The 25,394-nt window shown below is 71.1% G+C and carries 20 protein-coding genes; 12 read left to right on the top strand and 8 right to left on the bottom strand.

The window, feature by feature from the left end; all coding sequences use genetic code 11:
- The 4 genes from ACIGHB_RS24900 (at nt 1) to mshC (ending at nt 3,538) form a co-directional block, all read left to right on the top strand.
- A complete protein-coding gene (locus tag ACIGHB_RS24900) occupies nt 1-690 on the top strand; it encodes a histidine phosphatase family protein (RefSeq protein ID WP_360314294.1) in 690 nt (229 codons plus the stop codon).
- 67 nt (nt 691-757) lie between these two features.
- The gene (locus ACIGHB_RS24895) at nt 758-1,348 is read left to right on the top strand and encodes a DUF3090 domain-containing protein (RefSeq protein WP_360314292.1); all 591 of its coding nucleotides are present in this window, start codon (nt 758-760) and stop codon (nt 1,346-1,348) included.
- The gene (locus ACIGHB_RS24890; protein ID WP_399916134.1) at nt 1,312-2,151 is read left to right on the top strand and encodes an SCO1664 family protein; all 840 of its coding nucleotides are present in this window, start codon (nt 1,312-1,314) and stop codon (nt 2,149-2,151) included. The genes ACIGHB_RS24895 and ACIGHB_RS24890 overlap by 37 nt, the downstream gene beginning before the upstream one ends.
- A 157-nt stretch (nt 2,152-2,308) precedes the next feature.
- Nucleotides 2,309-3,538, top strand: a complete 1,230-nt coding sequence (gene mshC, locus ACIGHB_RS24885; RefSeq protein ID WP_360314288.1) for a cysteine--1-D-myo-inosityl 2-amino-2-deoxy-alpha-D-glucopyranoside ligase — start codon at nt 2,309-2,311, stop codon at nt 3,536-3,538.
- Nucleotides 3,539-3,616: 78 nt separating this feature from the next.
- Here mshC and ACIGHB_RS24880 read toward each other — a convergent pair whose 3' ends face one another.
- The 5 genes from ACIGHB_RS24880 to ACIGHB_RS24860 all read right to left on the bottom strand — a co-directional run bounded on the left by ACIGHB_RS24880 (nt 3,617) and on the right by ACIGHB_RS24860 (nt 9,863).
- A complete protein-coding gene (locus ACIGHB_RS24880) occupies nt 3,617-4,639 on the bottom strand; it encodes a PAC2 family protein (RefSeq protein WP_399915953.1) in 1,023 nt (340 codons plus the stop codon).
- A gap of 202 nt (nt 4,640-4,841) precedes the next feature.
- On the bottom strand, nt 4,842-6,449 hold the full coding sequence (locus ACIGHB_RS24875; RefSeq protein ID WP_360314284.1) for a glycerol-3-phosphate dehydrogenase/oxidase: 1,608 nt from the start codon (nt 6,447-6,449) through the stop codon (nt 4,842-4,844).
- A 16-nt stretch (nt 6,450-6,465) separates the two neighbouring features.
- Nucleotides 6,466-7,992 carry a glycerol kinase GlpK gene (gene glpK / locus ACIGHB_RS24870; RefSeq protein WP_360314282.1) on the bottom strand — a complete coding sequence of 509 codons (1,527 nt, stop codon included), beginning with the start codon at nt 7,990-7,992 and terminating at the stop codon, nt 6,466-6,468.
- Between the two features lie 69 nt (nt 7,993-8,061).
- Nucleotides 8,062-8,820 (bottom strand): MIP/aquaporin family protein, encoded by a 759-nt coding sequence (locus ACIGHB_RS24865; RefSeq protein ID WP_399915950.1) that lies wholly within the window; start codon nt 8,818-8,820, stop codon nt 8,062-8,064.
- Nucleotides 8,821-9,098: 278 nt separating this feature from the next.
- Entirely contained in the window at nt 9,099-9,863 is a 765-nt protein-coding gene (locus ACIGHB_RS24860) for an IclR family transcriptional regulator (RefSeq protein WP_360314278.1), read from the bottom strand.
- A 255-nt stretch (nt 9,864-10,118) separates the two neighbouring features.
- Here ACIGHB_RS24860 and metH point away from each other — a divergent pair, with 255 nt between their 5' ends.
- The 4 genes from metH to ACIGHB_RS24840 all read left to right on the top strand — a co-directional run bounded on the left by metH (nt 10,119) and on the right by ACIGHB_RS24840 (nt 18,244).
- Nucleotides 10,119-13,634, top strand: coding sequence for a methionine synthase (gene metH / locus ACIGHB_RS24855; protein ID WP_360314276.1), 3,516 nt, complete (start codon nt 10,119-10,121; stop codon nt 13,632-13,634).
- Nucleotides 13,635-13,784: 150 nt separating this feature from the next.
- Complete coding sequence (locus tag ACIGHB_RS24850) at nt 13,785-14,483, top strand: HAD family phosphatase (RefSeq protein WP_360314274.1); 699 nt, start codon at nt 13,785-13,787, stop codon at nt 14,481-14,483.
- A gap of 526 nt (nt 14,484-15,009) precedes the next feature.
- A complete protein-coding gene (locus tag ACIGHB_RS24845; protein ID WP_360314272.1) occupies nt 15,010-16,602 on the top strand; it encodes an ABC transporter substrate-binding protein in 1,593 nt (530 codons plus the stop codon).
- A 67-nt stretch (nt 16,603-16,669) separates the two neighbouring features.
- Nucleotides 16,670-18,244: an ABC transporter substrate-binding protein gene (locus tag ACIGHB_RS24840; protein WP_399915946.1), complete on the top strand. Its 1,575-nt coding sequence runs from the start codon at nt 16,670-16,672 to the stop codon at nt 18,242-18,244.
- A gap of 72 nt (nt 18,245-18,316) precedes the next feature.
- On the opposite strand, the gene ACIGHB_RS24835 is transcribed toward ACIGHB_RS24840, so the two are convergent.
- Nucleotides 18,317-18,994, bottom strand: coding sequence for a response regulator transcription factor (locus ACIGHB_RS24835; RefSeq protein ID WP_360314268.1), 678 nt, complete (start codon nt 18,992-18,994; stop codon nt 18,317-18,319).
- Nucleotides 18,995-19,004: 10 nt separating this feature from the next.
- Nucleotides 19,005-19,907, bottom strand: coding sequence for a RecB family exonuclease (locus tag ACIGHB_RS24830; protein WP_399915944.1), 903 nt, complete (start codon nt 19,905-19,907; stop codon nt 19,005-19,007).
- A gap of 177 nt (nt 19,908-20,084) precedes the next feature.
- Here ACIGHB_RS24830 and ACIGHB_RS24825 point away from each other — a divergent pair, with 177 nt between their 5' ends.
- From ACIGHB_RS24825 to ACIGHB_RS24815, 3 genes are all read left to right on the top strand, one after another.
- A complete protein-coding gene (locus ACIGHB_RS24825; RefSeq protein WP_360314309.1) occupies nt 20,085-21,218 on the top strand; it encodes a site-2 protease family protein in 1,134 nt (377 codons plus the stop codon).
- 19 nt (nt 21,219-21,237) lie between these two features.
- The gene (locus ACIGHB_RS24820) at nt 21,238-22,125 is read left to right on the top strand and encodes a tRNA (adenine-N1)-methyltransferase (RefSeq protein ID WP_031013975.1); all 888 of its coding nucleotides are present in this window, start codon (nt 21,238-21,240) and stop codon (nt 22,123-22,125) included.
- A 180-nt stretch (nt 22,126-22,305) separates the two neighbouring features.
- Nucleotides 22,306-22,899: a hypothetical protein gene (locus ACIGHB_RS24815; RefSeq protein WP_399915942.1), complete on the top strand. Its 594-nt coding sequence runs from the start codon at nt 22,306-22,308 to the stop codon at nt 22,897-22,899.
- Between the two features lies 1 nt (nt 22,900).
- Here the strand turns inward: ACIGHB_RS24815 and ACIGHB_RS24810 are convergent, their stop codons facing one another.
- A complete protein-coding gene (locus ACIGHB_RS24810; RefSeq protein ID WP_360314262.1) occupies nt 22,901-23,212 on the bottom strand; it encodes a ferredoxin in 312 nt (103 codons plus the stop codon).
- Between the two features lie 241 nt (nt 23,213-23,453).
- Here ACIGHB_RS24810 and arc point away from each other — a divergent pair, with 241 nt between their 5' ends.
- Entirely contained in the window at nt 23,454-25,220 is a 1,767-nt protein-coding gene (gene arc, locus ACIGHB_RS24805) for a proteasome ATPase (RefSeq protein WP_360314260.1), read from the top strand.
- Nucleotides 25,221-25,394 lie beyond the last annotated feature (174 nt).

The raw sequence follows: 25,394 nt of genomic DNA, 5'->3' as shown, positions 1-25,394 counted from the left end.
ATGGCCACGCTGATCCTCGTCCGGCACGGACGCTCCACCGCCAACACCTCCGGGCTGCTCGCCGGGCGCACGCCCGGCGTGGCGCTCGACGAGCGCGGCGCCGCCCAGGCCGCCGCCCTGCCCGGCCGCCTCACCGGCATCCCGCTCGCCGCCGCCGTCTCCAGCCCCCTCCAGCGCTGCCGCGAGACCCTCCAGCCGCTCCTGGACGCCCGCCCGGACCTCCCGCTCCACGTCGAGGACCGGATCAACGAGTGCGACTACGGCGACTGGTCGGGCCGCAAGCTCGCCGAGCTCAACGACGAACCGCTGATGGAGGTCGTCCAGGGCCACGCCTCCGCCGCCGCCTTCCCCGGTGGCGAGTCCCTGCGCGCCATGCAGGCCAGGGCCGTCGAGGCGGTCCGCGACTGGAACGCCCGGATCGAGTCCGAGCACGGCGAGGACGCCGTCTACGCCATGTGCTCCCACGGCGACATCATCAAGTCCCTCGTCGCCGACGCCCTCGGCCTCCACCTCGACCTCTTCCAGCGCGTCCACGTCGACCCCTGCTCGCTCACGGTCATCCGCTACACCCGGCTGCGCCCCTTCCTGGTCCGCCTCGGCGACACCGGCGACCTCGCCGCCCTGGCCCCCCGCGAGGCTCCCGACACCAGCGGGACGGCCGAGGTCGGGGGTGGTGCGGGCGCACCGTGATCCTCCCGCGCAGTAGGGTGGACTCGCCGTTGCAGTACGACAGTCGACAGTCAAGGGAGCCGGAAGCGTGTCCCGTCAGGTGTTCCTCTACGACCCGCCGGAGCGTTTCGTGGCCGGCACGGTCGGGCTGCCTGGCCGCCGGACGTTCTTCCTCCAGGCGTCCGCCTCCGGCCGGGTCACCAGCGTCGCCCTGGAGAAGACCCAGGTCGCCGCGCTCGCCGAGCGCATGGACGAACTCCTCGACGAGGTGCTGCGCCGCACCGGGGGCAACGCCCCGGTGCCCGCCGTCGCCCCCGCCGACATCGCCGACACCGCCCCCCTCGACACGCCCGTCGAGGAGGAGTTCCGGGTCGGCACCATGGCGCTCGCGTGGGACGGCGAGGAGCAGCGCATGATCGTCGAGGCCCAGGCCCTCGTCGAACTCGACGCGGAGTCCGAGGAGGACCTCGCCGCGGCCGAGGAGCGGCTGCTCCAGGACGAGGAGAACGGCCCGCCGATGCTCCGCGTCCGGCTGAGCGGCGCCCAGGCCCGCGCCTTCGCCAAGCGGGCCCTGGACGTGGTCAACGCCGGCCGCCCGCCGTGCCCGCTGTGCAGCCTCCCCCTGGACCCGGAGGGCCACGTCTGCCCCCGCCAGAACGGATACCGCCGCGGAGCATGAGCAGCAGCCCCGAGTTCCCGCAGGACACCGAGCTGCTCGCCCGCGGTGAGCTGACCGTGCGCGGGCAGGTCCGCGAGGCGTCCAACGCGGTGCTCTACTGCACGGTCGCGTACGAGGGCCGGGAAGCCGTCTGCGTCTACAAGCCGGTCGCGGGGGAGCGCCCCCTGTGGGACTTCCCCGACGGCACCCTCGCCGAGCGCGAGGTCGCCGCGTACGAGCTCTCCGAGGCCACCGGCTGGGGCCTGGTCCCGCCGACGGTGCTGCGGGACGGGCCGTACGGCGAGGGCATGGTCCAGCTCTGGGTCGAGGCCGATCCCGAGGCCCGGCTGCTCGCGCTCACCGAGAACGAGGAGGCCGGCGAGGGCTGGAAGGCGATCGGCCCCGCCGAGGTGGGGGAGGGCCGCACCGCGCTCCTCGTCCACGCCGACACGCCCGGCCTGCGCCGGCTCGCGGTCCTCGACGCGGTGATGAACAACGGCGACCGCAAGGGCGGCCACCTGCTGCCCGCGCCCGGCGGCCGGCTGTACGGCATCGACCACGGCGTCTCCTTCCACGTCGAGGACAAGCTGCGCACCCTGCTGTGGGGCTGGGCGGGCCAGGAGCTGCTCCCGGAGGCCACCGAGGTCCTCGGCCGGCTCGACCGCGCGCTGGCTCCCGGAGCCCCCCTCGCCACCCGGCTGGGGGAACTGCTCACGACCGCCGAGGTGTCCGCCGTACGGGAGCGGGTGACGGCGCTGCTGTCCTCCGGGCGCCACCCGGAGCCGTCGGGGCAGTGGCCGGCCATCCCCTGGCCGCCGGTCTAGGAGCCGTACGGTTTCGGCCACGCCCGATCCGTCCTCCGGGCCCCCGCCGCACCCCTGGGGGGTATGCATACACGCCGCTCACCCGCAAGGGCGCATGATCGGACAAGATTCCGGATCCGGTTCGTATCCGAAACAGCTGTCCGGTTACGCTCGGGTCATGCATGCCTGGCCCGCTTCCGAGGTCCCCGCCCTTCCCGGCAAGGGCCGCGACCTCCGGATCCACGACACCGCGACCGGCGGACGAGTGACCCTCGCCCCCGGTCCCGTCGCCCGTATCTACGTCTGCGGCATCACGCCCTACGACGCGACCCACATGGGTCACGCGGCGACCTACAACGCGTTCGACCTCGTGCAGCGCGTGTGGCTCGACACCAAGCGGCAGGTGCACTACGTCCAGAACGTGACGGACGTGGACGACCCGCTCCTGGAGCGGGCCCTCCGCGACGACATCGACTGGACCGCCCTCGCCGAGCGCGAGACCTCCCTCTTCCGCGAGGACATGACCGCTCTGCGGATGCTGCCCCCGCGCCACTACGTCGGCGCGGTCGAGTCGATACCGTCCATCATCCCGCTGGTGGAGCGGCTCCGGGACTCCGGCGCGGCCTACGAGCTCGACGGCGACGTCTACTTCTCCGTCGAGGCCGACCCGCGCTTCGGCGAGGTCTCGCACTACGACACCGACCTCATGCGGCACCTCTCCGCCGAGCGCGGCGGCGACCCCGAGCGCCCCGGCAAGAAGAACCCGCTCGACCCGATGCTGTGGATGGCCGCGCGCGAGGGCGAGCCCAGCTGGGACGGCGGCAGCCTCGGCCCCGGCCGCCCCGGCTGGCACATCGAGTGCGTCGCCATCGCCCTCGACCACCTCGGCATGGGCTTCGACGTGCAGGGCGGCGGCTCCGACCTGATCTTCCCGCACCACGAGATGGGCGCCTCGCACGCCCAGGCCCTCACCGGCGAGTTCCCCATGGCCAAGGCGTACGTGCACGCCGGCATGGTCGCCCTGCACGGCGAGAAGATGTCCAAGTCCAAGGGCAACCTGGTCTTCGTCTCCGCGCTGCGCCGCGAGGGCGTCGACCCGGCCGCCATCCGGCTCGCCCTGCTCGCCCACCACTACCGCGCCGACTGGGAGTGGACCGACCAGGTCCTCGCCGACGCCGTCGCCCGCCTCGACCGCTGGCGCGCCGCGGTCTCCCGGCCCGACGGCCCGTCCGCCGACGCCCTCGTCGAGGAGGTCCGCGAGGCGCTCTCCGACGACCTGGACACCCCGGCCGCGCTCGCCGCGGTCGACCGCTGGGCCGCCCGCCAGGAGGCGGAGGGCGGCGCCGACGAGTCCGCCCCGGGCCTGGTCTCCCGCACGGTCGACGCGCTGCTCGGCGTCGCCCTGTAGCGGCGGGACGAAGGCGGGAACACGTGAGGAGGGGGACGGCCGCCGGCCGTCCCCCTCCTCACTCGTTCCCGCCGCGTCTCAGTCCTCGTCGCCGCTGTCGCCGCTGTCGCCGGACTCCTCGGGGGCCTCGGCCTCGGCCTCCGGCTCCGGCTCGCGCTCCGGCTTGGGCGGGCGGGTCCGGCCAGTGCCCGGATCCCGCAGGTACGAGGTGTCCCCGCTCTCCGTCGCCACCCCGGGACCGCCGGGTCCCGGCCCCTGGCCCGGGTCGCGCCGTCGCAGATAGCGCTCGAACTCGCGGGCGATCGCCTCGCCCGACGCCTCCGGAAGCTCCGCGGTGTCCCGCGCCTCCTCCAGCGTCTGGACGTACTCGGCGACCTCGCTGTCCTCCGCCGCCAGCTGGTCCACCCCCAGCTGCCACGCCCGCGCGTCCTCGGGCAGCTCGCCCAGCGGGATCCGCAGCCCGATCAGGTCCTCGAGCCGGTTCAGCAGCGCCAGCGTCGCCTTCGGGTTCGGCGGCTGCGACACGTAGTGCGGCACCGCCGCCCACAGGCTCACCGCCGGCACGCCCGCGTGGGTGCACGCCTCCTGGAGGATCCCGACGATCCCGGTCGGGCCCTCGTACCGGGTCTCCTCCAGGTCCATCGTCCGCGCCAGGTCGGGGTCGGAGGTGACGCCGCTGACCGGCACCGGCCGGGTGTGCGGGGTGTCGCCGAGCAGCGCGCCCAGGATCACCACCATCTCCACGCCCAGCTCGTGCGCGAAGCCCAGCAGCTCGTTGCAGAAGGAGCGCCAGCGCATCGAGGGCTCGATGCCCCGGACCAGGACCAGGTCGCGCGGCTTCTCGCCGCCGATCCGGACCACGGAGAGCCGGGTCGTCGGCCAGGTGATCTTCCGGACGCCGTTCTCCAGGAACACCGTCGGACGGTTGACCTGGAAGTCGTAGTAGTCCTCGGCGTCGAGCGCCGCGAAGACCTCGCCCTTCCATTCCCGGTCCAGATGAGCGACCGCGGTGGAGGCGGCGTCGCCGGCGTCGTTCCAGCCCTCGAACGCGGCCACCATGACCGGGTCGATCAGCTCGGGTACCCCCTCGAGCTCGATCACCCAGCGCCTCCTTCATCGAAGTTCGTGTCGTACGGAGCAACCTTACGGCTTCCGGGTCGTCCGGCCGCAGCCCTCGGGCACGCCCGAAAACCCGTGCGGCCTTGATCGACTACCCAGGATCGGGGCCCCGCACACGGCGCGCGTGAGGGGCGGTCCACACCCTCCCCGGAGTGGACCGCCCCTCGGCTCGTGGCGCGGGCGACTACCCGGCGCGCAGCATCGCGTCGACCCCGGCGCGGATCTCGTCGGTGGCGAGGCCGCGGATGGTCAGGGTGGTGCGGCGGCGCAGCACGTCGTCGGCCGTCTCGGCCCACTCGTGGTCGCGGGCGTAGGCGACCTGCGCCCAGATCTCCGGGGCGTCCGGGTGGATCCGGCGGGCGAGTTCGGGGTTCTCGTTCGCCATCCGGGCGATGTCGAAGGAGAGCGAACCGTAGTGCGTGGCCAGGTGCTTGGCGGTGTCGGCGGCCATCCGCGGGCCGGGGGCCGGGCCGTCGACGAGGAGCCGGTGGGCGACCGCGTTCGGGTTGGCGATGCCGGGGAGAGGCAGCCGCTTCGGGAGCGTGGAGACCGACTCGTAGTCCTCGCCCAGCGGGTGGCCGGGGAGCGCCTCCAGCTTCTTCATGATGGTGCGGCCGATGTGGCGGAAGGTGGTCCACTTGCCGCCGGCGACCGACAGCATTCCGCCGCGGCCCTCGGTGACGACCGTCTCGCGCTTGGCCTTGGAGGTGTCGCCGGGGCCGCCCGGGAGCACCCGGAGGCCGGCGAAGGCGTAGGTGATGAGGGAGCGGTCGAGCTGCTGGTCGCGGATGGAGAAGGCGGCCTCGTCGAGGATCTGGGCGGTGTCCTTCTCGGTGACCGCGACCTCGCCCGGGTCGCCCTCGTACTCCTCGTCGGTGGTGCCGAGCAGGAGCATGTCCTCCCAGGGGAGGGCGAAGGTGATGCGGTACTTGTCGATCGGGGTGGCGAGCGCGGCCTTCCACGGGGCGGTCCGCTTGAGGACGAGGTGGGCGCCCTTGGAGAGGCGGATCGAGGGGGCCGCGTTGGGGTCCTCCATCCGGCGCAGGTGGTCGACCCAGGGGCCGGTGGCGTTGAGGACGAGCCGCGCGGTGACGCCGAACTCGTCGCCCGACATGCGGTCGCGGAGCTCGGCGCCGGTGACCCGGCCCTTGGTGAAGCGGAGCCCGGTGACCTCGGCGTGGTTGAGGACGACGGCGCCGGCGTCGACGGCCGCGCGGACCGTCATGAGCGCCATGCGGGCGTCGTTCATCTGGTCGTCGCCGTAGACGGCGACGGCCTTGAGGTTGTCGGTGCGCAGCTCGGGCACGTCCTGGGCCGCCTTGGCGGGGGAGAGGAGGTGGCCGACGCCGTCGCCGAAGGCGGAGAGCGCGGAGTAGGCGAAGACGCCGGCGCCCAGCTTGGCGGCGCCGTGCGGGCCGCCCTTGTAGACGGGCAGGTAGAAGGTGAGCGGGTTGGACAGGTGGGGGGCGACCTGCCGGGAGACGGCGCGCCGCTCGAAGTGGTTCTCGGCGACGAGCTTCACGGCGCCGGTCTGCAGGTAGCGCAGGCCGCCGTGGAGGAGCTTGGAGGAGGCCGAGGAGGTGGCGCCGGCGAAGTCGCCGGCGTCCACCAGGGCCACCCGCAGACCGGACTGCGCGGCGTGCCAGGCGGTGGAGATGCCCAGGATGCCGCCGCCGATCACCAGGAGGTCGTACGTCGCCTTGGCAAGCTGCTCTCTGGTCTCGGCGCGGGTCGGAAGCGAGCCGGCGGCCGTGTGCGTTCCGAGGGCGGGAACGGTCTGCGGGGTGGTCATCTCGGTCTACTCCTCGTCACTTCTCTTCTTCGAGCCAGCCCATGGAGCGCTCCACGGCCTTGAGCCAGTTCTTGTACTCGCTGTCGCGCTTGTCGGCGTCCATGCGCGGGGTCCACTCCGCGGCACGGCGCCAGTTGGCGCGCAGCGCGTCGGTGTCGGGCCAGAAGCCGACGGCGAGGCCGGCGGCGTAGGCGGCACCGAGACAGGTGGTCTCGGCGACCATGGGGCGCACCACGGGGGCGTCCAGGAAGTCCGAGAGGGTCTGCATCAGCAGGTTGTTGGAGGTCATGCCGCCGTCGACCTTGAGCGCGGTCAGCTCGACGCCGGAGTCCTTCGTCATGGCGTCGGTGATCTCGCGGGTCTGCCAGGCGGTGGCCTCCAGGACGGCACGGGCGATGTGCGCCTTGGTGACGTACCGGGTGAGGCCGGCGATCACGCCGCGGGCGTCGGAGCGCCAGTACGGGGCGAAGAGGCCGGAGAAGGCGGGCACGAAGTAGGCGCCGCCGTTGTCCTCGACGGAGGAGGCCAGGGTCTCGATCTCGGCGGCGGACTTGATCAGGCCCATCTGGTCGCGCATCCACTGGACGAGCGAGCCGGTGACGGCGATGGAGCCCTCCAGGGCGTAGACCGGCTTGGCATCGCCGATCTGGTAGCCGACCGTGGTCAGCAGGCCGCTGTAGGAGTTGATGATCTTGTCACCGGTGTTCATCAGCATGAAGGTGCCGGTGCCGTACGTCGACTTGGCCTCGCCCTCGGCGAAGCAGGTCTGGCCGAAGAGGGCGGCCTGCTGGTCGCCGAGCGCGGAGGCGACCGGGACGCCGTCGAGGACGCCGCCCTTGACCGTGCCGTACACCTCGGCGGAGGAGCGGATCTCGGGGAGGACGGCGGCGGGGATGTCGATGGACTGGAGGATGCGCTCGTCCCAGGCCATCTCGTGGAGGTTCATCAGGAGGGTGCGGGAGGCGTTGGTGACGTCGGTGACGTGGACGCCGCCCTCGGTGCCGCCGGTGAGGTTCCAGATGACCCAGGAGTCCATGGTGCCGAAGAGGATGTCGCCGCGCTCGGCGCGCTCGCGCAGGCCCTCGACGTTGTCGAGCAGCCAGCGGACCTTGGGGCCGGAGAAGTAGGAGGCGAGCGGGAGGCCGGTCTCGCGGCGGAAGCGGTCCTGGCCGACGTTGCGGCCCAGCTCCTTGCAGAGGCCGTCGGTGCGGGTGTCCTGCCAGACGAGGGCGTTGTGGACGGGCTCGCCGGTGTTCTTGTCCCACATCAGCGTGGTCTCGCGCTGGTTGGTGATGCCGATGGCCTTGACGTCGGCGGCGGTGATGCCGGCCTTGACGATGGCACCGGCGACGACCTCCTGGACGTTGGTCCAGATCTCGGTGGCGTCGTGCTCGACCCAGCCCGGCTTCGGGAAGATCTGCTCGTGCTCCTTCTGGTCGACCGAGACGATCCGGCCGTCCTTGTCGAAGACGATGCAGCGGGAGGAGGTGGTGCCCTGGTCGATGGCGGCGATGAAGGGGCCGGCGGTGTGGGCGTCGGTCACGGTGTGCTCCTGGGGAAGTCTGGGAAGGACGGCTCGTGCTCTTCGGCGTGACGGGTACGGGGGTACGGATCAGGCGAACGCGATGTTGTAGATACCCGCCGCGAGGGCTCCACCGATCAGCGGACCGGCGACCGGGATCCAGGCGTAGCTCCAGTCGGAGCCGCCCTTGTTCGGCAGGGGCAGCAGGGCGTGCACGATGCGGGGGCCGAGGTCGCGCGCCGGGTTGATCGCGTAACCGGTCGGGCCGCCGAGCGAGAGGCCGATCGAGACCACGACGAAGGCCGTGATCAGGGCGCCGAGGACGCCGAGGCCCTTGCCGCTGTCGTTGAGACCCTGGGTGAGCACGGCGAGGACGAGCACGACCGTGCCGATGATCTCGGTGGCCAGGTTCTGCCAGGTGTTCCGGATCTCGGGGCCGGTGGAGAAGATGCCGAGCACGGGGCCGGGGCCCTCGGCCGGCGTCTCGCCGAGCGTCTCCGGGTCGGTGAGGTGGGCCCGGAACTGGCCGTAGTAGGCGACCCAGACCAGGGCGGCGCCGATCATCGCGCCGAGCAGCTGGCCGGCGATGTAGACCGGCACTTCTCCCCAGGCGCCGTCCTTGACGGCGATGCCGACGGTCACGGCGGGGTTCAGATGGGCTCCGGAGAGGGAAGCGGTCATGTAGACCGCCGTCATGACGGCGAAGCCCCACCCGAAGGTGATCGCGAGCCAGCCCGCGCCACGGGCCTTGGAGCTCTTGAGCGTGACGGCGGCGCACACGCCGCCGCCGAGCAGGATGAGTACGGCGGTACCGATGGTCTCGCCGAGGAAGATGTCGGAGCTGGACACCCGCGACTCCTTTGTCCTTCGTCCAGGGGATGGCGGACCCCGGATGGCCCCGGTGGTCCGCGCCCTCGTGTGAGGGCGTCCACGGCCCTTGGCACTGGCCACACTCTAACGTGTATTGCCGGTAGGTGTTCGACAATGCCGACCGATGAACGGAAGTTTTGCCCCGGGGTTAACAGCACGTCAAGGGTCTGGGAAACGAAAAACCCGCCGATAACGCGATCGTTACCGACGGGTTCGCTCTCCGTGCGGACCAGGTCACCGGCCCTTCCGGAGCGGGCTCAGAAGCGGCCCGCCCCCAGGTCCCGGGAGACCGCCCGGGCGCAGTCCCGCACCGCCGCCACCAGCTCCTGGCGCAGCTCCCCGGCCGGGCAGAGCCGCTCCACCGCGCCGGTGACCGCCACCGCGCCCACCGGCATCCGGCGCCGGTCGTGGATCGGCGCCGCCACCGACGCCACGCCCTCCCAGGTCTCCTCCACGTCCGCCGCCCAGCCGCGCGCCCGCGTCATGTCGAGCAGCGACTCGAACTCCGTGAGCCCGGTGACCGTACGCGGCGTGAACGGCTCCCGCTCCACCTCCACGACCTCGCTGTGCGCCACCGGGTCGTACGCCGACAGGACCTTGCCCAGCGCCGTGGAGTGCAGCGGCTGCATCGCCCCCACCTCCAGGACCTGCCGGCTGTCGTCGGGCCGGAAGACGTGGTGCACGATCAGCACGCCCGACTGGTGCAGCACGCCCAGGTGCACGCTCTCCCCGCTGGACCGCGCCAGGTCGTCGGTCCACACCAGCGCCCGCGCCCGCAGCTCGTGCACGTCCAGATAGCTGTTGCCGAGCCGCAGCAGCTCCGCCCCCAGCTGATACCGCCCCGAGGCCGCGTCCTGCTCCACGAAGCCCTCCGCCTGGAGGGTGCGCAGGATGCCGTGGGCGGTGCCCTTGGCCAGCCCGAGCGAGGACGCGATGTCGGACAGTCCGAGCCGGCGCTCGCCACCCGCGAGCAGTCGCAGCATGGCCGCCGCCCGTTCAAGCGACTGGATGTTCTTCGCCATCGCCCGGCCCTTCTCCCTCACGTACGCACACATCCGACGTTCGACAATGCTGAACACTATCGGTCGATGCCGACCTTGCCTCGCACCTGACAGTGTCCTCGAAGAAGGGGCCGTACCGGGAGTCCTCGCACACAGGATGCCGTCCGCCACGTGGGACACCGTGTCCGCCCCGGACGATCCGCGGTTACGCTGACCCCGTGCACCCTGTGCCCAGGGTGCAAAGCCGACAGCCGTCGCATCCCAGGGAGCCCCTTCATGGCCTCGTTGCCGACCCCTTCCGTCTCCGCCGACAGCCGGAGCCGCGCCGCCGCCCTCCGCGAGGCCCTCGCCACCCGCGTGGTCGTCGCCGACGGAGCCATGGGCACCATGCTGCAGGCGCAGGAGCCCAGCCTGGAGGACTTCGAGAACCTCGAAGGCTGCAACGAGATCCTCAGCCTCACCCGGCCCGACATCGTCGCCAACGTCCACCGCGAGTACTTCGCCGCGGGCGTCGACTGCGTCGAGACCAACACCTTCGGCGCCAACCACGCGGCCCTCGGCGAGTACGACATCGCCCACCGCGTCCTGGAGCTCTCCGAGGCCGGCGCCCGCGTCGCCCGCGAGGTCGCCGACGAGTTCACCGCCGCCGACGGCCGGCAGCGTTGGGTGCTCGGCTCCATCGGCCCCGGCACCAAGCTCCCGACCCTCGGCCACGCCCCGTACACCGTCCTGCGCGACGCCTACCAGCAGAACGCCGAGGGCCTCCTCGCCGGCGGCGCCGACGCCCTGATCGTCGAGACCACCCAGGACCTCCTCCAGACCAAGGCGTCCGTCATCGGCGCCCGCAGCGCCCTCGCGGCGCTCGGCGCCGACGTGCCGCTCATCGTCTCCGTCACCGTCGAGACCACCGGCACCATGCTCCTCGGCTCCGAGATCGGCGCCGCCCTGACGGCCCTGGAGCCGCTGGGCATCGACATGATCGGCCTCAACTGCGCCACCGGCCCCGCCGAGATGAGCGAGCACCTGCGCTACCTGGCCCGGCACTCCCGCATCCCGCTCTCGGTGATGCCCAACGCCGGCCTGCCCGTCCTCACCTCGGACGGCGCCCACTACCCGCTCTCCCCGGCCGAGCTCGCCGACGCCCAGGAGACCTTCGTCCGCGAGTACGGCCTCTCCCTCGTGGGCGGCTGCTGCGGTACGACCCCCGAGCACCTGCGCCAGGTCGTCGAGCGCGTCAAGGACCTCACGCCGACCGTGCGCGACCCCCGCCCGGAGCCCGGCGCCGCCTCGCTGTACCAGACCGTCCCGTTCCGGCAGGACACCTCGTACATGGCGATCGGCGAGCGGACGAACGCCAACGGGTCGAAGAAGTTCCGCGAGGCCATGCTGGAGGCCCGCTGGGACGACTGCGTCGAGATGGCCCGGGACCAGATCCGCGAGGGCGCGCACATGCTCGACCTGTGCGTGGACTACGTGGGCCGGGACGGCGTCGCCGACATGGAGGAGCTGGCCGGCCGCTTCGCGACCGCCTCCACCCTCCCCATCGTCCTCGACTCCACCGAGGTCGAGGTCATCCGGGCAGGACTGGAGAAGCTGGGCGGCCGCGCGGTCATCAACTCCGTCAACTACGAGGACGGCGACGGACCCGACTCCCGCTTCGCCAAGGTCACCCGTCTGGCCCAGGAGCACGGCGCCGCGCTGATCGCCCTCACCATCGACGAGGAGGGCCAGGCCCGCACCGTCGAGAACAAGGTCGCCATCGCCGAGCGGATCATCGACGACCTCACCGGCAACTGGGGCATCCACGAGTCCGACATCCTCATCGACACCCTGACCTTCACCATCTGCACCGGCCAGGAGGAGTCCCGCAAGGACGGCATCGCCACCATCGAGGCGATCCGCGAGCTCAAGCGCCGCCACCCCGACGTGCAGACGACGCTCGGCCTGTCCAACATCTCCTTCGGCCTCAACCCGGCCGCCCGCATCCTGCTCAACTCGGTCTTCCTCGACGAGTGCGTCAAGGCCGGCCTGGACTCGGCCATCGTCCACGCCTCCAAGATCCTCCCCATCGCCCGCTTCGACGAGGAGCAGGTCACCACCGCCCTCGACCTCATCTACGACCGGCGCGCCGAGGGCTACGACCCGCTCCAGAAGCTGATGGCCCTCTTCGAGGGCGCGACCGCCAAGTCCCTCAAGGCCGGCAAGGCCGAGGAACTGGCCGCGCTGCCGCTCGACGAGCGCCTCAAGCGCCGGATCATCGACGGCGAGAAGAACGGCCTGGAGGCCGACCTCGACGAGGCCCTGACCACCACCCCGGCCCTCGACATCGTCAACAACATCCTCCTCGACGGCATGAAGGTCGTCGGCGAGCTGTTCGGCTCGGGCCAGATGCAGCTGCCCTTCGTGCTCCAGTCCGCCGAGGTCATGAAGACCGCGGTGGCCCATCTGGAACCGCACATGGAGAAGTCCGACGCCGAGGGCAAGGGCACGATCGTGCTCGCCACCGTCCGCGGCGACGTCCACGACATCGGCAAGAACCTCGTCGACATCATCCTCTCCAACAACGGCTACAACGTCGTCAACATCGGCATCAAGCAGCCCGTCTCCGCGATCCTCGAAGCGGCAGAGGAGCACAAGGCGGACGTCATCGGCATGTCCGGCCTCCTCGTGAAGTCCACCGTGATCATGAAGGAGAACCTGGAGGAGCTGAACCAGCGCGAGCTGGCCGCCAAGTACCCGGTGATCCTCGGCGGCGCCGCCCTGACCAGGGCCTACGTCGAACAGGACCTCCACGAGATCTACCAGGGCGAGGTCCGCTACGCCCGCGACGCCTTCGAGGGCCTGCGCCTCATGGACGCCCTCGTCGCCGTCAAGCGCGGCGTCCCCGGAGCCACGCTCCCCGAGCTGAAGCAGCGCCGGGTCGCCAAGGGCGCCGCCGCGCTCCAGGTCGAAGAGCCCGAGCCCGGCGGCCGCTCCGACGTCGCCATCGACAACCCCGTCCCCACCCCGCCGTTCTGGGGCACCCGCGTCGTCAAGGGCATCCCGCTCAAGGACTACGCCTCCTGGCTCGACGAGGGCGCCCTCTTCAAGGGCCAGTGGGGCCTCAAGCAGAACCGGGCCGGCGACGGACCGACGTACGAGGAGCTGGTGGAGACCGAGGGCCGGCCGCGGCTGCGCGGCTGGCTGGAGCGCCTGCACACCGAGAACCTGCTGGAGGCGGCCGTCGTCCACGGCTACTTCCCGTGCGTCTCCAAGGGCGACGACCTGATCATCCTCGACGACTCCGGCAACGAGCGGACCCGCTTCACCTTCCCCCGCCAGCGCCGCGGCCGCCGCCTCTGCCTCGCGGACTTCTTCCGCCCCGAGGAGTCCGGCGAGACCGACGTCGTCGGACTCCAGGTCGTCACCGTGGGCAACAGGATCGGCGAGGCCACCGCCGAACTCTTCGCCTCCGACTCCTACCGCGACTACCTGGAGCTGCACGGCCTCTCCGTGCAGCTCGCCGAGGCCCTCGCCGAGTACTGGCACGCGCGCGTGCGCGCCGAGCTGGGCTTCGCCGGCGAGGACCCGGAGGCCGTCGAGGACATGTTCGCCCTCAAGTACCGCGGTGCCCGGTTCTCCCTCGGCTACGGCGCCTGCCCCGACCTGGAGGACCGCGCCAAGATCGCCGAACTCCTCCGGCCGGAGCGGATCGGCGTGCACCTCTCGGAGGAGTTCCAGCTCCACCCCGAGCAGTCCACCGACGCCATCGTCATCCACCACCCCGAGGCGAAGTACTTCAACGCCCGGTGACCGTCGGGTGACCGCGCGCTGACGCCGGACGCCAAATATCGGCGCCGGCGGAGATCGGGACGTACACTGGTCGGTCCAGTGCAGGCCGGTCCTCCTCCCCGTACCGGGAGTGGGGGCCGGCCTTTCCGTCCCTCCATGGAGGTGTGCCGGATGACCAGTACGGTCCCCGCGTCCCTGTTCCGCGCCAACGGAAGCTCCGCCCTGCAGGCGGTCTTCCTCGACATGGACGGGACCCTCGTCGACACCGAGGGCTTCTGGTGGGACGCCGAGGTCGAGGTCTTCGCCGACCTCGGCCACCGGCTCGACGAGGCATGGCGGGACATCGTCGTCGGCGGCCCCATGACCCGCAGCGCGGGCTACCTGATCGAGTCCACCGGCGCCGACATCACCCTCGCCGAGCTCACCGTGCTGCTCAACGACAAGTTCGAGCAGCGCATCGACCGCGGCGTCCCCCTCATGCCGGGCGCCGAGCGGCTGCTCGCCGAACTGGCGCGGCACTCCATCCCCACCGCCCTCGTCTCCGCCTCCCACCGGCGGATCATCGACCGCGTCCTGGAATCCGTCGGGCGCGACCGCTTCCACCTCACCGTCGCCGGCGACGAGGTCGCCCGCACCAAGCCGCACCCGGAGCCCTATCTGACCGCCGCGCGCGGCGTCGGCGCGGACCCCGCCCTCTGCGCCGTCATCGAGGACACCGCGACGGGTGTCGCCGCCGCCGAGGCGGCCGGCTGCCGGGTCGTCGCCGTGCCCTCCGTCGCGCCGATCCCCGCCCTGCCCGGCCGGGTCGTCGTCCGCTCCCTCGAAGAAGTGGACGTCCCCTTCCTGAGGACCCTCGTCTCCGGAATCTGAGCGGAATCCCCGACGCATTTGAGCTTTCTCTGAGGATTACCCCGGGTATTCACGGAGGCCGTCTTACGTGACGCTCTCCCGCCCACCCGCGCACGTCTTCCGCGCAATTGGTTCAGGCCACCTCCCGGATTGCAGCCGCGTGACCTTGGTCACTCAGCGTGCTCGCCGAGGGGTGGCCTGACCCCGTTCGCCGCCCGGAATGCGGACATCCGCCGCACCTTTGTGTCCCGATTCGCTCGGTACCGTCCGCCTCGCGCACCGCATGACTATCGAAGCGCCCGTATTCATGATCACCCTGCGCTTATCGTCCACCGGCCACCCCGTCCGGCAATAGCGGCGCCGCCCACTAATCTTTCGCGAGTACTTCGCCGCTATCACCGCGTGCGCCGGCGCATACCCAAGTCGCCGAGAACACAGGACCGATCGCAACTTCCCGGCCCGATCGCTCCCGCCCCGACCGGGCGGCAGGCGGCGGAGTTTCGTCATGACCGCTGTACCCCAGGCCGGCTGAGGAGAACGTCCCTTGATGAACCGCAAGACCTTGGTGCTGCCGGCCGTGGCCGGACTGCTCGCCCCGCTGCTCGCCGCCTGCGGCACGGGCGAGGACGGCAGAGCCATCGTCGTCGGAACCACCGACCAGTTCGTCGCCACCGAGGAGGCCCCCGCCCCCCTCGACCCGGCCTACGCCTACGACACCGGCGCGTGGAACGTCCTCCGCCAGACCGTCCAGACCCTCGTCCACGTCCCCCGCGGCGGCGGCCACCCCGTCCCCGAGGCCGCCGAGACCTGCGGCTTCACCGACAAGGCCAGCGAGAGCTACCGCTGTGTCCTGCGGCCCGGCCTCACCTTCGCCGACGGCACCCCCGTCACCGCCGAGGACGTCAAGTACTCCATCGACCGGGTCCGGACGATCAAGTCCGAGAACGGCGCCGCCGCCCTCCTGTCGACCGTCGACACCGTCGAGACCAAGGGCGACCGCGAGATCGTCTTCCACCTCAACGCCCCCGACGCCACCTTCCCGTACAAGCTCTCCACCCCCGTCGCCGGCATCCTCAGCAAGGACAAGTACGCCGCCGACGCGCTCCGCGAGGGCTTCCAGGTGGACGGCTCCGGCCCGTACACCCTCAAGGCCGAGCAGGACGGCGACCAGGTCACCCGCTTCGTCTTCTCCCGCAACCCGCGCTACAAGGGCGACATCGCCCCCCGCAACGAGCAGGTCGAACTCCGCGCCTTCGCCGACGCCGGCGCCATGGGCAAGGCCCTGGAGAGCAAGGACATCGACATGATGGCCCGCTCCCTCTCCCAGCAGCAGATCCGCGACCTCACCGAGACCCCCTCCGAGGGCATCCGCGTCTCCGAGGTCCCCGGCCTGGAGATCCGCTACCTCGGCTTCAACACCAAGGCCCCCGCCGTCGAGGAGAAGGCCGTCCGCCAGGCCATGGCGGCCGTCGTCGACCGCGGCGCGCTCGTCAACCGGGTCTACGGCCCCACCGCCGAGCCGCTCTACTCGCTCATCCCCTCCAGCATCACCGGCCACACCACCCCCTTCTACGAGGAGTACGGCGAGGGCGACCCCGACCGCGCCGCCGCCATCCTCCGCAAGGCCGGCGTGAAGACCCCGGTCAAGCTCACCCTCCACTACACCACCGACCACTACGGCGCCGAGACCGCCCAGGAGTTCGCGACGCTGAAGAACCAGCTCATCGCCAGCGAACTCTTCGACGTCACCGTCAAGGGCACCGCCTGGTCCGAGTTCCGCCCCGCCCAGCGCCGCGGCGACTACGCCGTCTACGGCCTCGGCTGGTTCCCCGACTACCCGGACCCCGACAACTACGTCGCGCCCTTCCTCGACAGCGACAACTTCCTCGGCACCCCCTACGTCAACAAGACCGTCCGCGACCGGCTCATCCCGAGCTCCCGCCGCGAGGCCGACCGCACCGCCGCCGGCCCCTTCTACCAGCAGATCCAGAAGATCGTCGCCCAGGACGTGCCCGTCCTGCCGCTCTGGCAGGGCAAGCAGTACGTCGCCGCCCGCGACGACATCAACGGAGTCGAGTACGCCCTCAACACCTCCTCCGACCTGCTGCTCTGGGAACTGAGCCGCGGCACCACCGCCTGACCCCTTCGTTGTACCGGCCGCGCAGCCACGCGCGGCCGGCCTGGCAAGAGATCACGAGGCAAGTTCTGTGAAGACGCACCACAAGTGGCTGACCGCCCCACTCGCCGCGGGCCTCTCCGCCGCCCTCCTCGGCGGCTGCGGCACCGAGCAGGGAAGCGGCTCCGACGGCGCCGACGCCATCCGCGTCGGCATGTCCGACGAGATCCTGGCGACCGACCCGGCCGCCGGCTACGACCCCGGCTCCTGGCTGCTGTTCAACAACGTCTTCCAGTCCCTCCTCGCCTTCCCCAAGGGCGGCTCCCTGCCCGAGCCCGAAGCCGCCGAACAGTGCGGCTTCGGCGACGGCAGCACCGTCTACACCTGCACCCTCCGCCCCGGCCTGAAGTTCTCCAACGGCAACCCGCTCACCTCCGAGGACGTCAAGTTCTCCTTCGAGCGCGCCCTGAAGATCGCCGACCCCTCCGGCCCGGCACCCCTGCTCTCCACCATCGACACCATCGAGACCCCCGACGACCGGACCGTCGTCTTCCGTCTCAAGGTCCCGGACGCCACCTTCCCCAGCAAGATCGCCTCCGGCGCCGGCTCCATCGTCGACCACCGCGAGTACGCCGCCGACGCGCTGCGCACCGACGGCAAGGCCGTCGGCTCCGGCCCGTACAAGCTGGACTCCTTCAGCGAGACCGAGGCCGTCTTCTCCGCCAACACCGGCTACCAGGGCACCGCCGACCGCCGCAACGACCGCGTCGCCCTCAAGCTCTACCAGGGCGACCGCACCGCCCTCGCCAAGGCGTTCAGGGACGGCGAGCTCGACGTCGCCTACCGAGGACTCTCCGCCACCGACATCTCCGAGCTGGAGACCTCCACCGAGGACCGCGACGTCCAGATCGTCCAGGGCAACAGCGCCGAGGTCCAGCACCTCGTCTTCAACATGAAGGACCCCGTCGCCGGCAAGGCCGCCGTCCGCAAGGCGATAGCCCACCTCGTCGACCGCGACGCCCTCGTCGAGGACGTCTACAAGTCGACCGCCACGCCGCTCTACTCGATCGTCCCCGCCGGCATCAACGGCCACAACACCGCCTTCTTCGACACCTACGGCGCCCCCGACGCCGCCAAGGCCAAGAAGGCCCTCCGCAGTGCCGGCATCAAGGACAAGGTCACCCTCACCCTCTGGTCCACCCCCAGCCGCTACGGCCCCTCCACCGACGCCGAGCTCAAGGCCATCGCCGCCCAGCTCAACGCCAGCGGCCTCTTCGACGCCGACGTGAAGTCCGTCGCCTTCGACCAGTACGAGAAGGACATCGCCGACGGCAAGTACGGCGTCTACGTCAAGGGCTGGGTCCCCGACTACCCCGACGCCGACAACTTCACCGCCCCCTTCTTCGGCGAGGGCAACGTCCTCGCCAACCACTACGACAACAAGAAGATCACCGGCACCCTCCTGCCGAAGACCGCGGCCACCGCCGACCGCGCCGCCACCGACGAGGAGTACGGCGCCATCCAGGACGCCGTCGCCGAGCAGGTCCCCTTCCTCCCGCTCTGGCAGGGCAAGCAGTACGCCGTCACCCGCGACGGCGTCACCGGCCTCGAATGGACCCTCGACGCCTCGACCGTCTTCCGCTTCTGGGAGATCCGCAAGAGCTGACCCCCCACAGGTACGGAAAAGGGCCCGGTGCGCACCGAACGCACCGGGCCCTTCCCGTCACCGCCCACTCCGCTACTGGCCGTTGCCGCCCGGGCGCACCAGACCGCTCTCGTACGCGTACACCGCCGCCTGCACCCGGTCGCGCAGCCCCAGCTTCGTCAGCACATGACCCACATGCGTCTTCACCGTCGTCTCGCTGACGAACAGATCCGCCGCGATCTCCGCGTTCGACAACCCGCGGGCCACCAGCTTCAGCACCTCCACCTCACGGTCGGTGAGCGTGCTCAGCGTGTCCGGCACCTGCTCCTCGCCCGTCGGCAGATGCGCCGAGTACTTGTCGAGCAGCCGCCTCGTGATCGACGGCGCCAGCATCGCCTCGCCCGCCGCCACCACCCGGATCGCCTGCACCAGCTCGTTCGCCGGAGCGTCCTTCAGCAGGAAGCCGCTCGCCCCCGCGCGCAGCGCCTCCACCACGTACTCGTCCAGATCGAACGTCGTCAGCACCAGCACCTTCGCCGGCCCGTCCCGGCCCGGCCCGGTGATCTGCCGGGTCGCCTCCACCCCGTCCATCCGCGGCATCCGGATGTCCATCAGCACCACGTCCGGCTGGAGCGCCCGCACCTGGTCCAGCGCCTGCAGACCGTCACCGGCCTCGCCCACCACCGTCAGGTCCTGCTCCGCCTCCAGAATCATCCGGAAGCCGGTGCGCAACAGCGGCTGGTCGTCCACCAGGAGGACGCGAATCGTCACAAGGGCTCCTTCACGAAGCGGGCCGGTCCCCGCCCATTCTGCCCTGCGCCTCTTCGCCCGACTCCGGCGGGCGCGCGGAAACGATCTCCAGCGGATACACCGGGGGAGTCCCCCCGAACTCGGGACACACCGCCCGGTGATCGCACCAGCCGCACAGCTTCGTCGGCCGCGGCCGCCAGTCACCCGTCTCCGTCGCCGTCCGGATCGCGTCCCACAGCGCGTGCAGCTTCCGCTCCACCCGCCGCAGATCCGCCTCCACCGGGTCGTACGTCAGCACGTCACCGCTGCCCAGATACACCAGCTGGAGCCGGCGAGGGATCACCCCCTTCAGCCGCCACACCACGAGCGCGTAGAACGTCATCTGGAACAGCGCGCCCTCGCTGTACTCCGGCCGCGGCGCCTTCCCCGTCTTGTAGTCGACGATCCGCACCTCGCCCGACGGCGCCACGTCCACCCGGTCGATCACCCCGCGCAGCCGCAGCCCCGACTCCAGCTCCGTCTCCACGAACAGCTCGCGCTCGGCCGGCTCCAGACGCGCCGGATCCTCCAGCGTGAACCACCGCTCCACCAGCGCCCCGGCCTCCTCCAGCCACTGCCCCAGCCGCTCGCCCGCCGGATCGTCCGCGAACAGCTCGCCCAGCTCCGGACGCGACTCCAGGAGACGGTCCCACTGGCCCGGGACCATCGCCCTCGCCCGCGGCGCCGTCCGCTCCGCCGCCGGATCGTCGAAGAGCCGCTCCAGCACCGCGTGCACCAGCGTCCCCCGCGTCGCCGCCGCGCTCGGCTTCTCCGGCAGCCGGTCGATCACCCGGAACCGGTACAACAGGGGACACTGCATGAAGTCGCTCGCCCGCGACGGCGACAGCGACATGGGCGCCCGGGGCCCCTCCGGGAGCCGCTCGCTCGTACTCATGACACAGACCCTACGGCCCGCCACCGACAGCGAGCCGCATACCATCGACCCATGACCCGTCGCGCTGCATGATCGACCCGTGACACACCGACGCGGTCACCCCGGCGACGAGAGGAACCCGTGAACCAGGACGAGCCCAAGCCGCAGCGGACCGAGGAACCCGGCGGCGGGATCCTCATGGGCCGACCCTTCGGCGTGCCCGTCTACGTCGCCCCCAGCTGGTTCCTCGTCGCCGCCCTCATCACCTGGGTCTTCGGCGACCAGATCGAACGGGTCCTCCCCGAACTCGGCGCCGCCCGCTACCTCGTCTCCCTCTTCTTCGCCGTCGCCTTCTACGCCTCCGTCCTCGTCCACGAGCTCGCCCACACCATCGCGGCCCTCCGCTTCAAGCTCCCCGTGCGCCGCATCCAGCTCCAGTTCTTCGGCGGCGTCTCCGAGATCGAGAAGGAATCCGAGACCCCCGGCCGCGAATTCGTCCTCGCCTTCGTCGGCCCCCTCCTCTCCCTCGTCCTCGCCGGCCTCTTCTACCTCGCCATGCACGCCGTCGAGCCCGGCACCGTGCCCGGCGTCCTCCTCGCCGGCCTGATGATCTCCAACCTCATCGTCGCGATCTTCAACCTCCTCCCCGGCCTCCCCCTCGACGGCGGCCGGATGCTCCGCGCCGTCGTCTGGAAGATCACCGGCAAGCCCATGAGCGGCACCGTCGCCGCCGCCTGGGTCGGCCGCGCCCTCGCCGTCACCGTCCTCATCGGCCTCCCCCTCCTCACCCGCACCGGCTGGCTCGGCAACTCCACCGCCGCCATCGACGGCGTCACCACCGTCACCGACGCCCTCCTCGCCGCCATCCTGGCCGCCATCATCTGGACCGGCGCCGGCAACAGCCTCCGCATGGCCCGCCTCCGCGAACACCTCCCCGACCTCCGCGCCCGCGCCCTCACCCGCCGCGCCATCCCCGTCGAACCCGACACCCCCCTCTCCGAAGCCCTCCGCCGCGCCAACGAGGCCGGCGCCCGCGCCCTCGTCGTCGTCGACGGCACCGGCGGCCCCACCGGCATCGTCCGCGAGGCCGCCATCGCCGCCGTCCCCCAGCACCGCCGCCCCTGGGTCGCCGTCACCACCCTCGCCCAGGACCTCACCCCCGGCATGCGCGTCCCCGCCGAACTCACCGGCCAGCCCCTCCTCGACCACCTCCGCGCCACCCCCGCCACCGAATACCTCGTCGTCGAGGACACCGGCGAGATCTACGGCGTCCTCGCCACCACGGACGTCGAGCGCGCCTTCGTGAAGGCCATGGCACGACCCTCCTCGTGAGCCCGGTACTCTTGTTCACATGTCCGAACCGACCGGTGCCGCCCGCCGACGCGGGCCCTTCAAGGTCGGGGACCAGGTTCAGCTGACCGACCCCAAGGGCCGCCACTACACGTTCACGCTCGAAGAGGGAAAGAACTTCCACACCCACAAGGGTTCCTTCCCGCACGACGAGCTGATCGGCGCTCCCGAGGGCAGCGTTGTCCGCACCACCGGAAACGTGGCCTACCTCGCGCTGCGCCCCCTGCTCCCCGACTACGTCCTGTCCATGCCCCGCGGCGCCGCCGTGGTCTACCCGAAGGACGCGGGACAGATCCTCGCCTTCGCCGACATCTTCCCCGGCGCGCGCGTCGTGGAGGCCGGCGTGGGTTCCGGCTCGCTCAGCAGCTTCCTGCTCCGCGCCATTGGTGACAGCGGCATGCTGCACTCCTACGAGCGCCGCGAGGACTTCGCCGAGATCGCGAAGGGCAACGTCGAGCGCTACTTCGGCGGCCCCCACCCGGCCTGGCAGCTGACCGTCGGCGACCTCCAGGACAACCTGACCGACACCGACGTCGACCGGGTCATCCTCGACATGCTCGCCCCCTGGGAGTGCCTGGAGGCCGTCTCCAAGTCGCTCGTCCCGGGCGGCATCCTCTGCTGCTACGTGGCCACCACCACCCAGCTCGCCCGCACCGTGGAGTCCATCCGCGAGATCGGCTGCTACGCCGAGCCGCAGCCCTGGGAATCCATGATCCGCAACTGGCACGTCGAGGGCCTGGCCGTCCGCCCCGATCACCGCATGATCGGCCACACCGGCTTCCTCGTCACCGCCCGCCGCCTCGCGGACGGCGTCGAGCCCCCCATGCGCCGCCGCCGCCCCGCCAAGGGCGCCTACGGCGAGGACTACGACGGCCCCAACAAGGGCTGACACTCCGACAGCACCCCGGCCGACGCCGCCGCCCCACCACCCCCGCACCGCGGGGAACCGGGCGGCGGCGTCGCCGCGTTCGGCACCCCTGTTCGACACCCCCCGGCTGTTCCGCCGCCCTGTGACGTATGGCACGATGCCCGCAACCCCTCGGCACGACCCTCACAGGAGACGTCTCGCGTGCAGCCCTCCGCCGCCCCGGACCCCGTGGACCTCGCACACACCCACGCCCGGCCGCTGCACTGGCTGGCCACCGCCACCGCGACCGCCGCGGTCGTCGCCCTCGCCGGCGCCCTCGCGCCCCCGGCCGCCGAGGCCGGCCCCGCCACCACGGCCGCACCCGCCCCCGAAGCCCCCGGCCCGGCCGCCGCCCCCGACGCCGACACGGCCTCCTACCCCCTCCGGTGCGGGGGAGCCGACCACCGGATCGTTCAGCGCGTCAGCGGCGACCTGGACGGCGACAAGAACCCCGAGACCGTTGCGGTCGTACACTGCGAAGCCGGATCCGGAACCCCTCCCGCCGGCCTGTACGTCCTCACCCTCGGGCGCGGCGGCACGCCCCCCGCGCGCGTGGTGGCCACCCTCGTCGACCCGCGCGAGCAGCGCAGCGTCACCGGCCTCGCGATCCGCGACGGAGCCGTCCGCGCCACCCTGCTCGGCTACTCGTCCCCCGACGTCCCCAGCTGCTGCCCCGACGAGAAGGAGCAGGTCGGCTGGGAGTGGACCGGCGGCGCCTTCGTCCGCACCACGGGCGCGGAGGCGCGCGGCGTCTGAGCTACTCCGCGTCGGGGCCGTACACCTCGACCCGGTCCCGGACCCGCCGCACATGGATGCAGTCGCCCGGGCACTCCTTCGCCGAGTCCACCACGTCCTGGAGCAGCGGCAGCGGCACCGGCGTCGTCGCCCCCACGTCCTGGAGCAGCTCGTCGTCCGCGCTCTTCACATACGCGAGCCCGTCGATGTCCAGCTCGAAGACCTCGGGGGCGTACTGCGCGCAGATCCCGTCCCCGGTGCACAGGTCCTGATCGATCCAGACCTCCAGGGCCTCCTCGGCCCCTTCGGCCGGCGCCTCGTGCTGCACGCTCATCTCATCTGCCGTTTCTGCTCCGCGCGGACAATTCAGGCCGCGACCCGCGGGTGTTGACCCCTCACGACGATACAACTGCCCGCTTTCGGAGCGTGAAGGGTGGGTATTCCACTGGCGAGAGGGGAAGCGCAAGGGTGAAGATCGGACACGCCCCGGAGTCTTTTTGATCTAGGGGTTTCAATCATCACCCACGCAGGTAGGGTCAGGATGCGTCCAGCTCCCCTTGGAGGAGGTGAGGACCGTGGCAGCCCACGACGACGACATCAACCGCGGCATCCGGCCGGGGCGGGGGTCTGAAGACCCTGCCGGCCAGGTTGCCTATCTCGAGCAGGAAATCGCCGTCCTGCGCCGCAAGCTCGCCGACTCTCCGCGACACACGAGGATTCTCGAAGAGCGGATCGTCGAGCTGCAGACGAACCTGGCCGGCGTGTCCGCGCAGAACGAAAGGCTGGCGAACACGCTCCGTGAGGCACGCGACCAGATCGTGGCCCTCAAGGAGGAGGTCGACCGGCTCGCACAGCCGCCGGCCGGCTTCGGTGTCTTCCTGCAGGCGAACGAGGACGGCACGTGCGACATCATCACCGGGGGCCGCAAGCTCCGGGTGAACGTGAGCCCCAGCGTCGAGCTCGAAGAGCTCCGGCGTGGCCAGGAAGTCATGCTCAACGAAGCGCTCAACGTGGTCGAGGCCATGGAGTTCGAGCGCGCCGGGGACATCGTCACCCTCAAGGAGATCCTCGAGGACGGCGAGCGCGCCCTGGTGGTCGGGCACACCGACGAGGAGCGGGTGGTGAGGCTCGCCGAGCCTCTGCTGGACGTCACCATCCGCGCCGGCGACGCCCTGCTCTTCGACTCCCGGTCGGGCTACGTGTACGAGGTCGTGCCCAAGAGCGAGGTCGAGGAGCTCGTCCTCGAAGAGGTCCCGGACGTCGACTACGACAAGATCGGCGGTCTGGGCAACCAGATCGAGCTGATCCGCGACGCGGTCGAGCTTCCGTACCTCTACCCCGACCTGTTCAAGGAGCACGAACTGCGGCCGCCCAAGGGCATCCTGCTCTACGGGCCGCCCGGCTGCGGCAAGACGCTCATCGCCAAGGCCGTCGCCAACTCCCTGGCCAAGAAGGTCGCCGAGGTCACCGGCCAGCCCGCGGGGAAGTCCTACTTCCTCAACATCAAGGGCCCCGAGCTCCTCAACAAGTACGTCGGCGAGACCGAGCGGCACATCCGCCTGGTCTTCCAGCGGGCCCGTGAGAAGGCGAGCGAGGGCACCCCCGTCATCGTCTTCTTCGACGAGATGGAGTCGCTCTTCCGCACCCGCGGCAGCGGCGTCAGCTCCGACGTCGAGAACACCATCGTCCCCCAGCTCCTCGCCGAGATCGACGGCGTCGAGGGCCTGGAGAACGTGATCGTGATCGGCGCCTCCAACCGAGAGGACATGATCGACCCCGCGATCCTCCGCCCCGGCCGGCTCGACGTGAAGATCAAGATCGAGCGCCCGGACGCCGAGGCCGCGAAGGACATCTTCGCGAAGTACCTCACCGCCAACCTCCCGCTCCACACGGACGACGTCTCCGAGCACAGCGGCTCCAAGGCCGCCGCCGCCAACGGAATGATCCAGTCCGTCGTCGAGCAGATGTACGCCGAATCCGAGGAGAACCGCTTCCTCGAAGTCACGTACGCCAACGGCGACAAGGAAGTCCTCTACTTCAAGGACTTCAACTCCGGCGCGATGATCCAGAACATCGTCGACCGGGCCAAGAAGATGGCCATCAAGGCATTCCTCGACCACAACCAGAAGGGCATCCGGGTCTCCCACCTCCTCCAGGCGTGCGTGGACGAGTTCAAGGAGAACGAGGACCTGCCCAACACCACCAACCCCGACGACTGGGCCCGAATCTCCGGAAAGAAGGGCGAGCGGATCGTCTTCATCCGCACCCTCGTCACCGGAAAGCAGGGCGCGGACACCGGACGCTCCATCGACACGGTGGCCAACACCGGCCAGTACCTGTAAAAGCGCACACCGGCTGCGGATGTCCGGAAACCGGGCATCCGCAGCCGTCGCATTCGCACCGGAAAACTCCCGGCCATCACCGGGAAATACCGCAAGTGATCTCCCCACCAGCGCGGAGCCGCTCTAGGCTCTTCGGTACCGCCGAGTCGCGCACTGAGCGCCGCCGGGCAAGGA

Origin of the sequence: Streptomyces sp. NPDC085460, from assembly GCF_044541975.1 — a bacterium.
Classification (GTDB): Bacteria; Actinomycetota; Actinomycetes; order Streptomycetales; family Streptomycetaceae; genus Streptomyces.
This window is presented reverse-complemented; position numbering and strand designations above follow the sequence as displayed.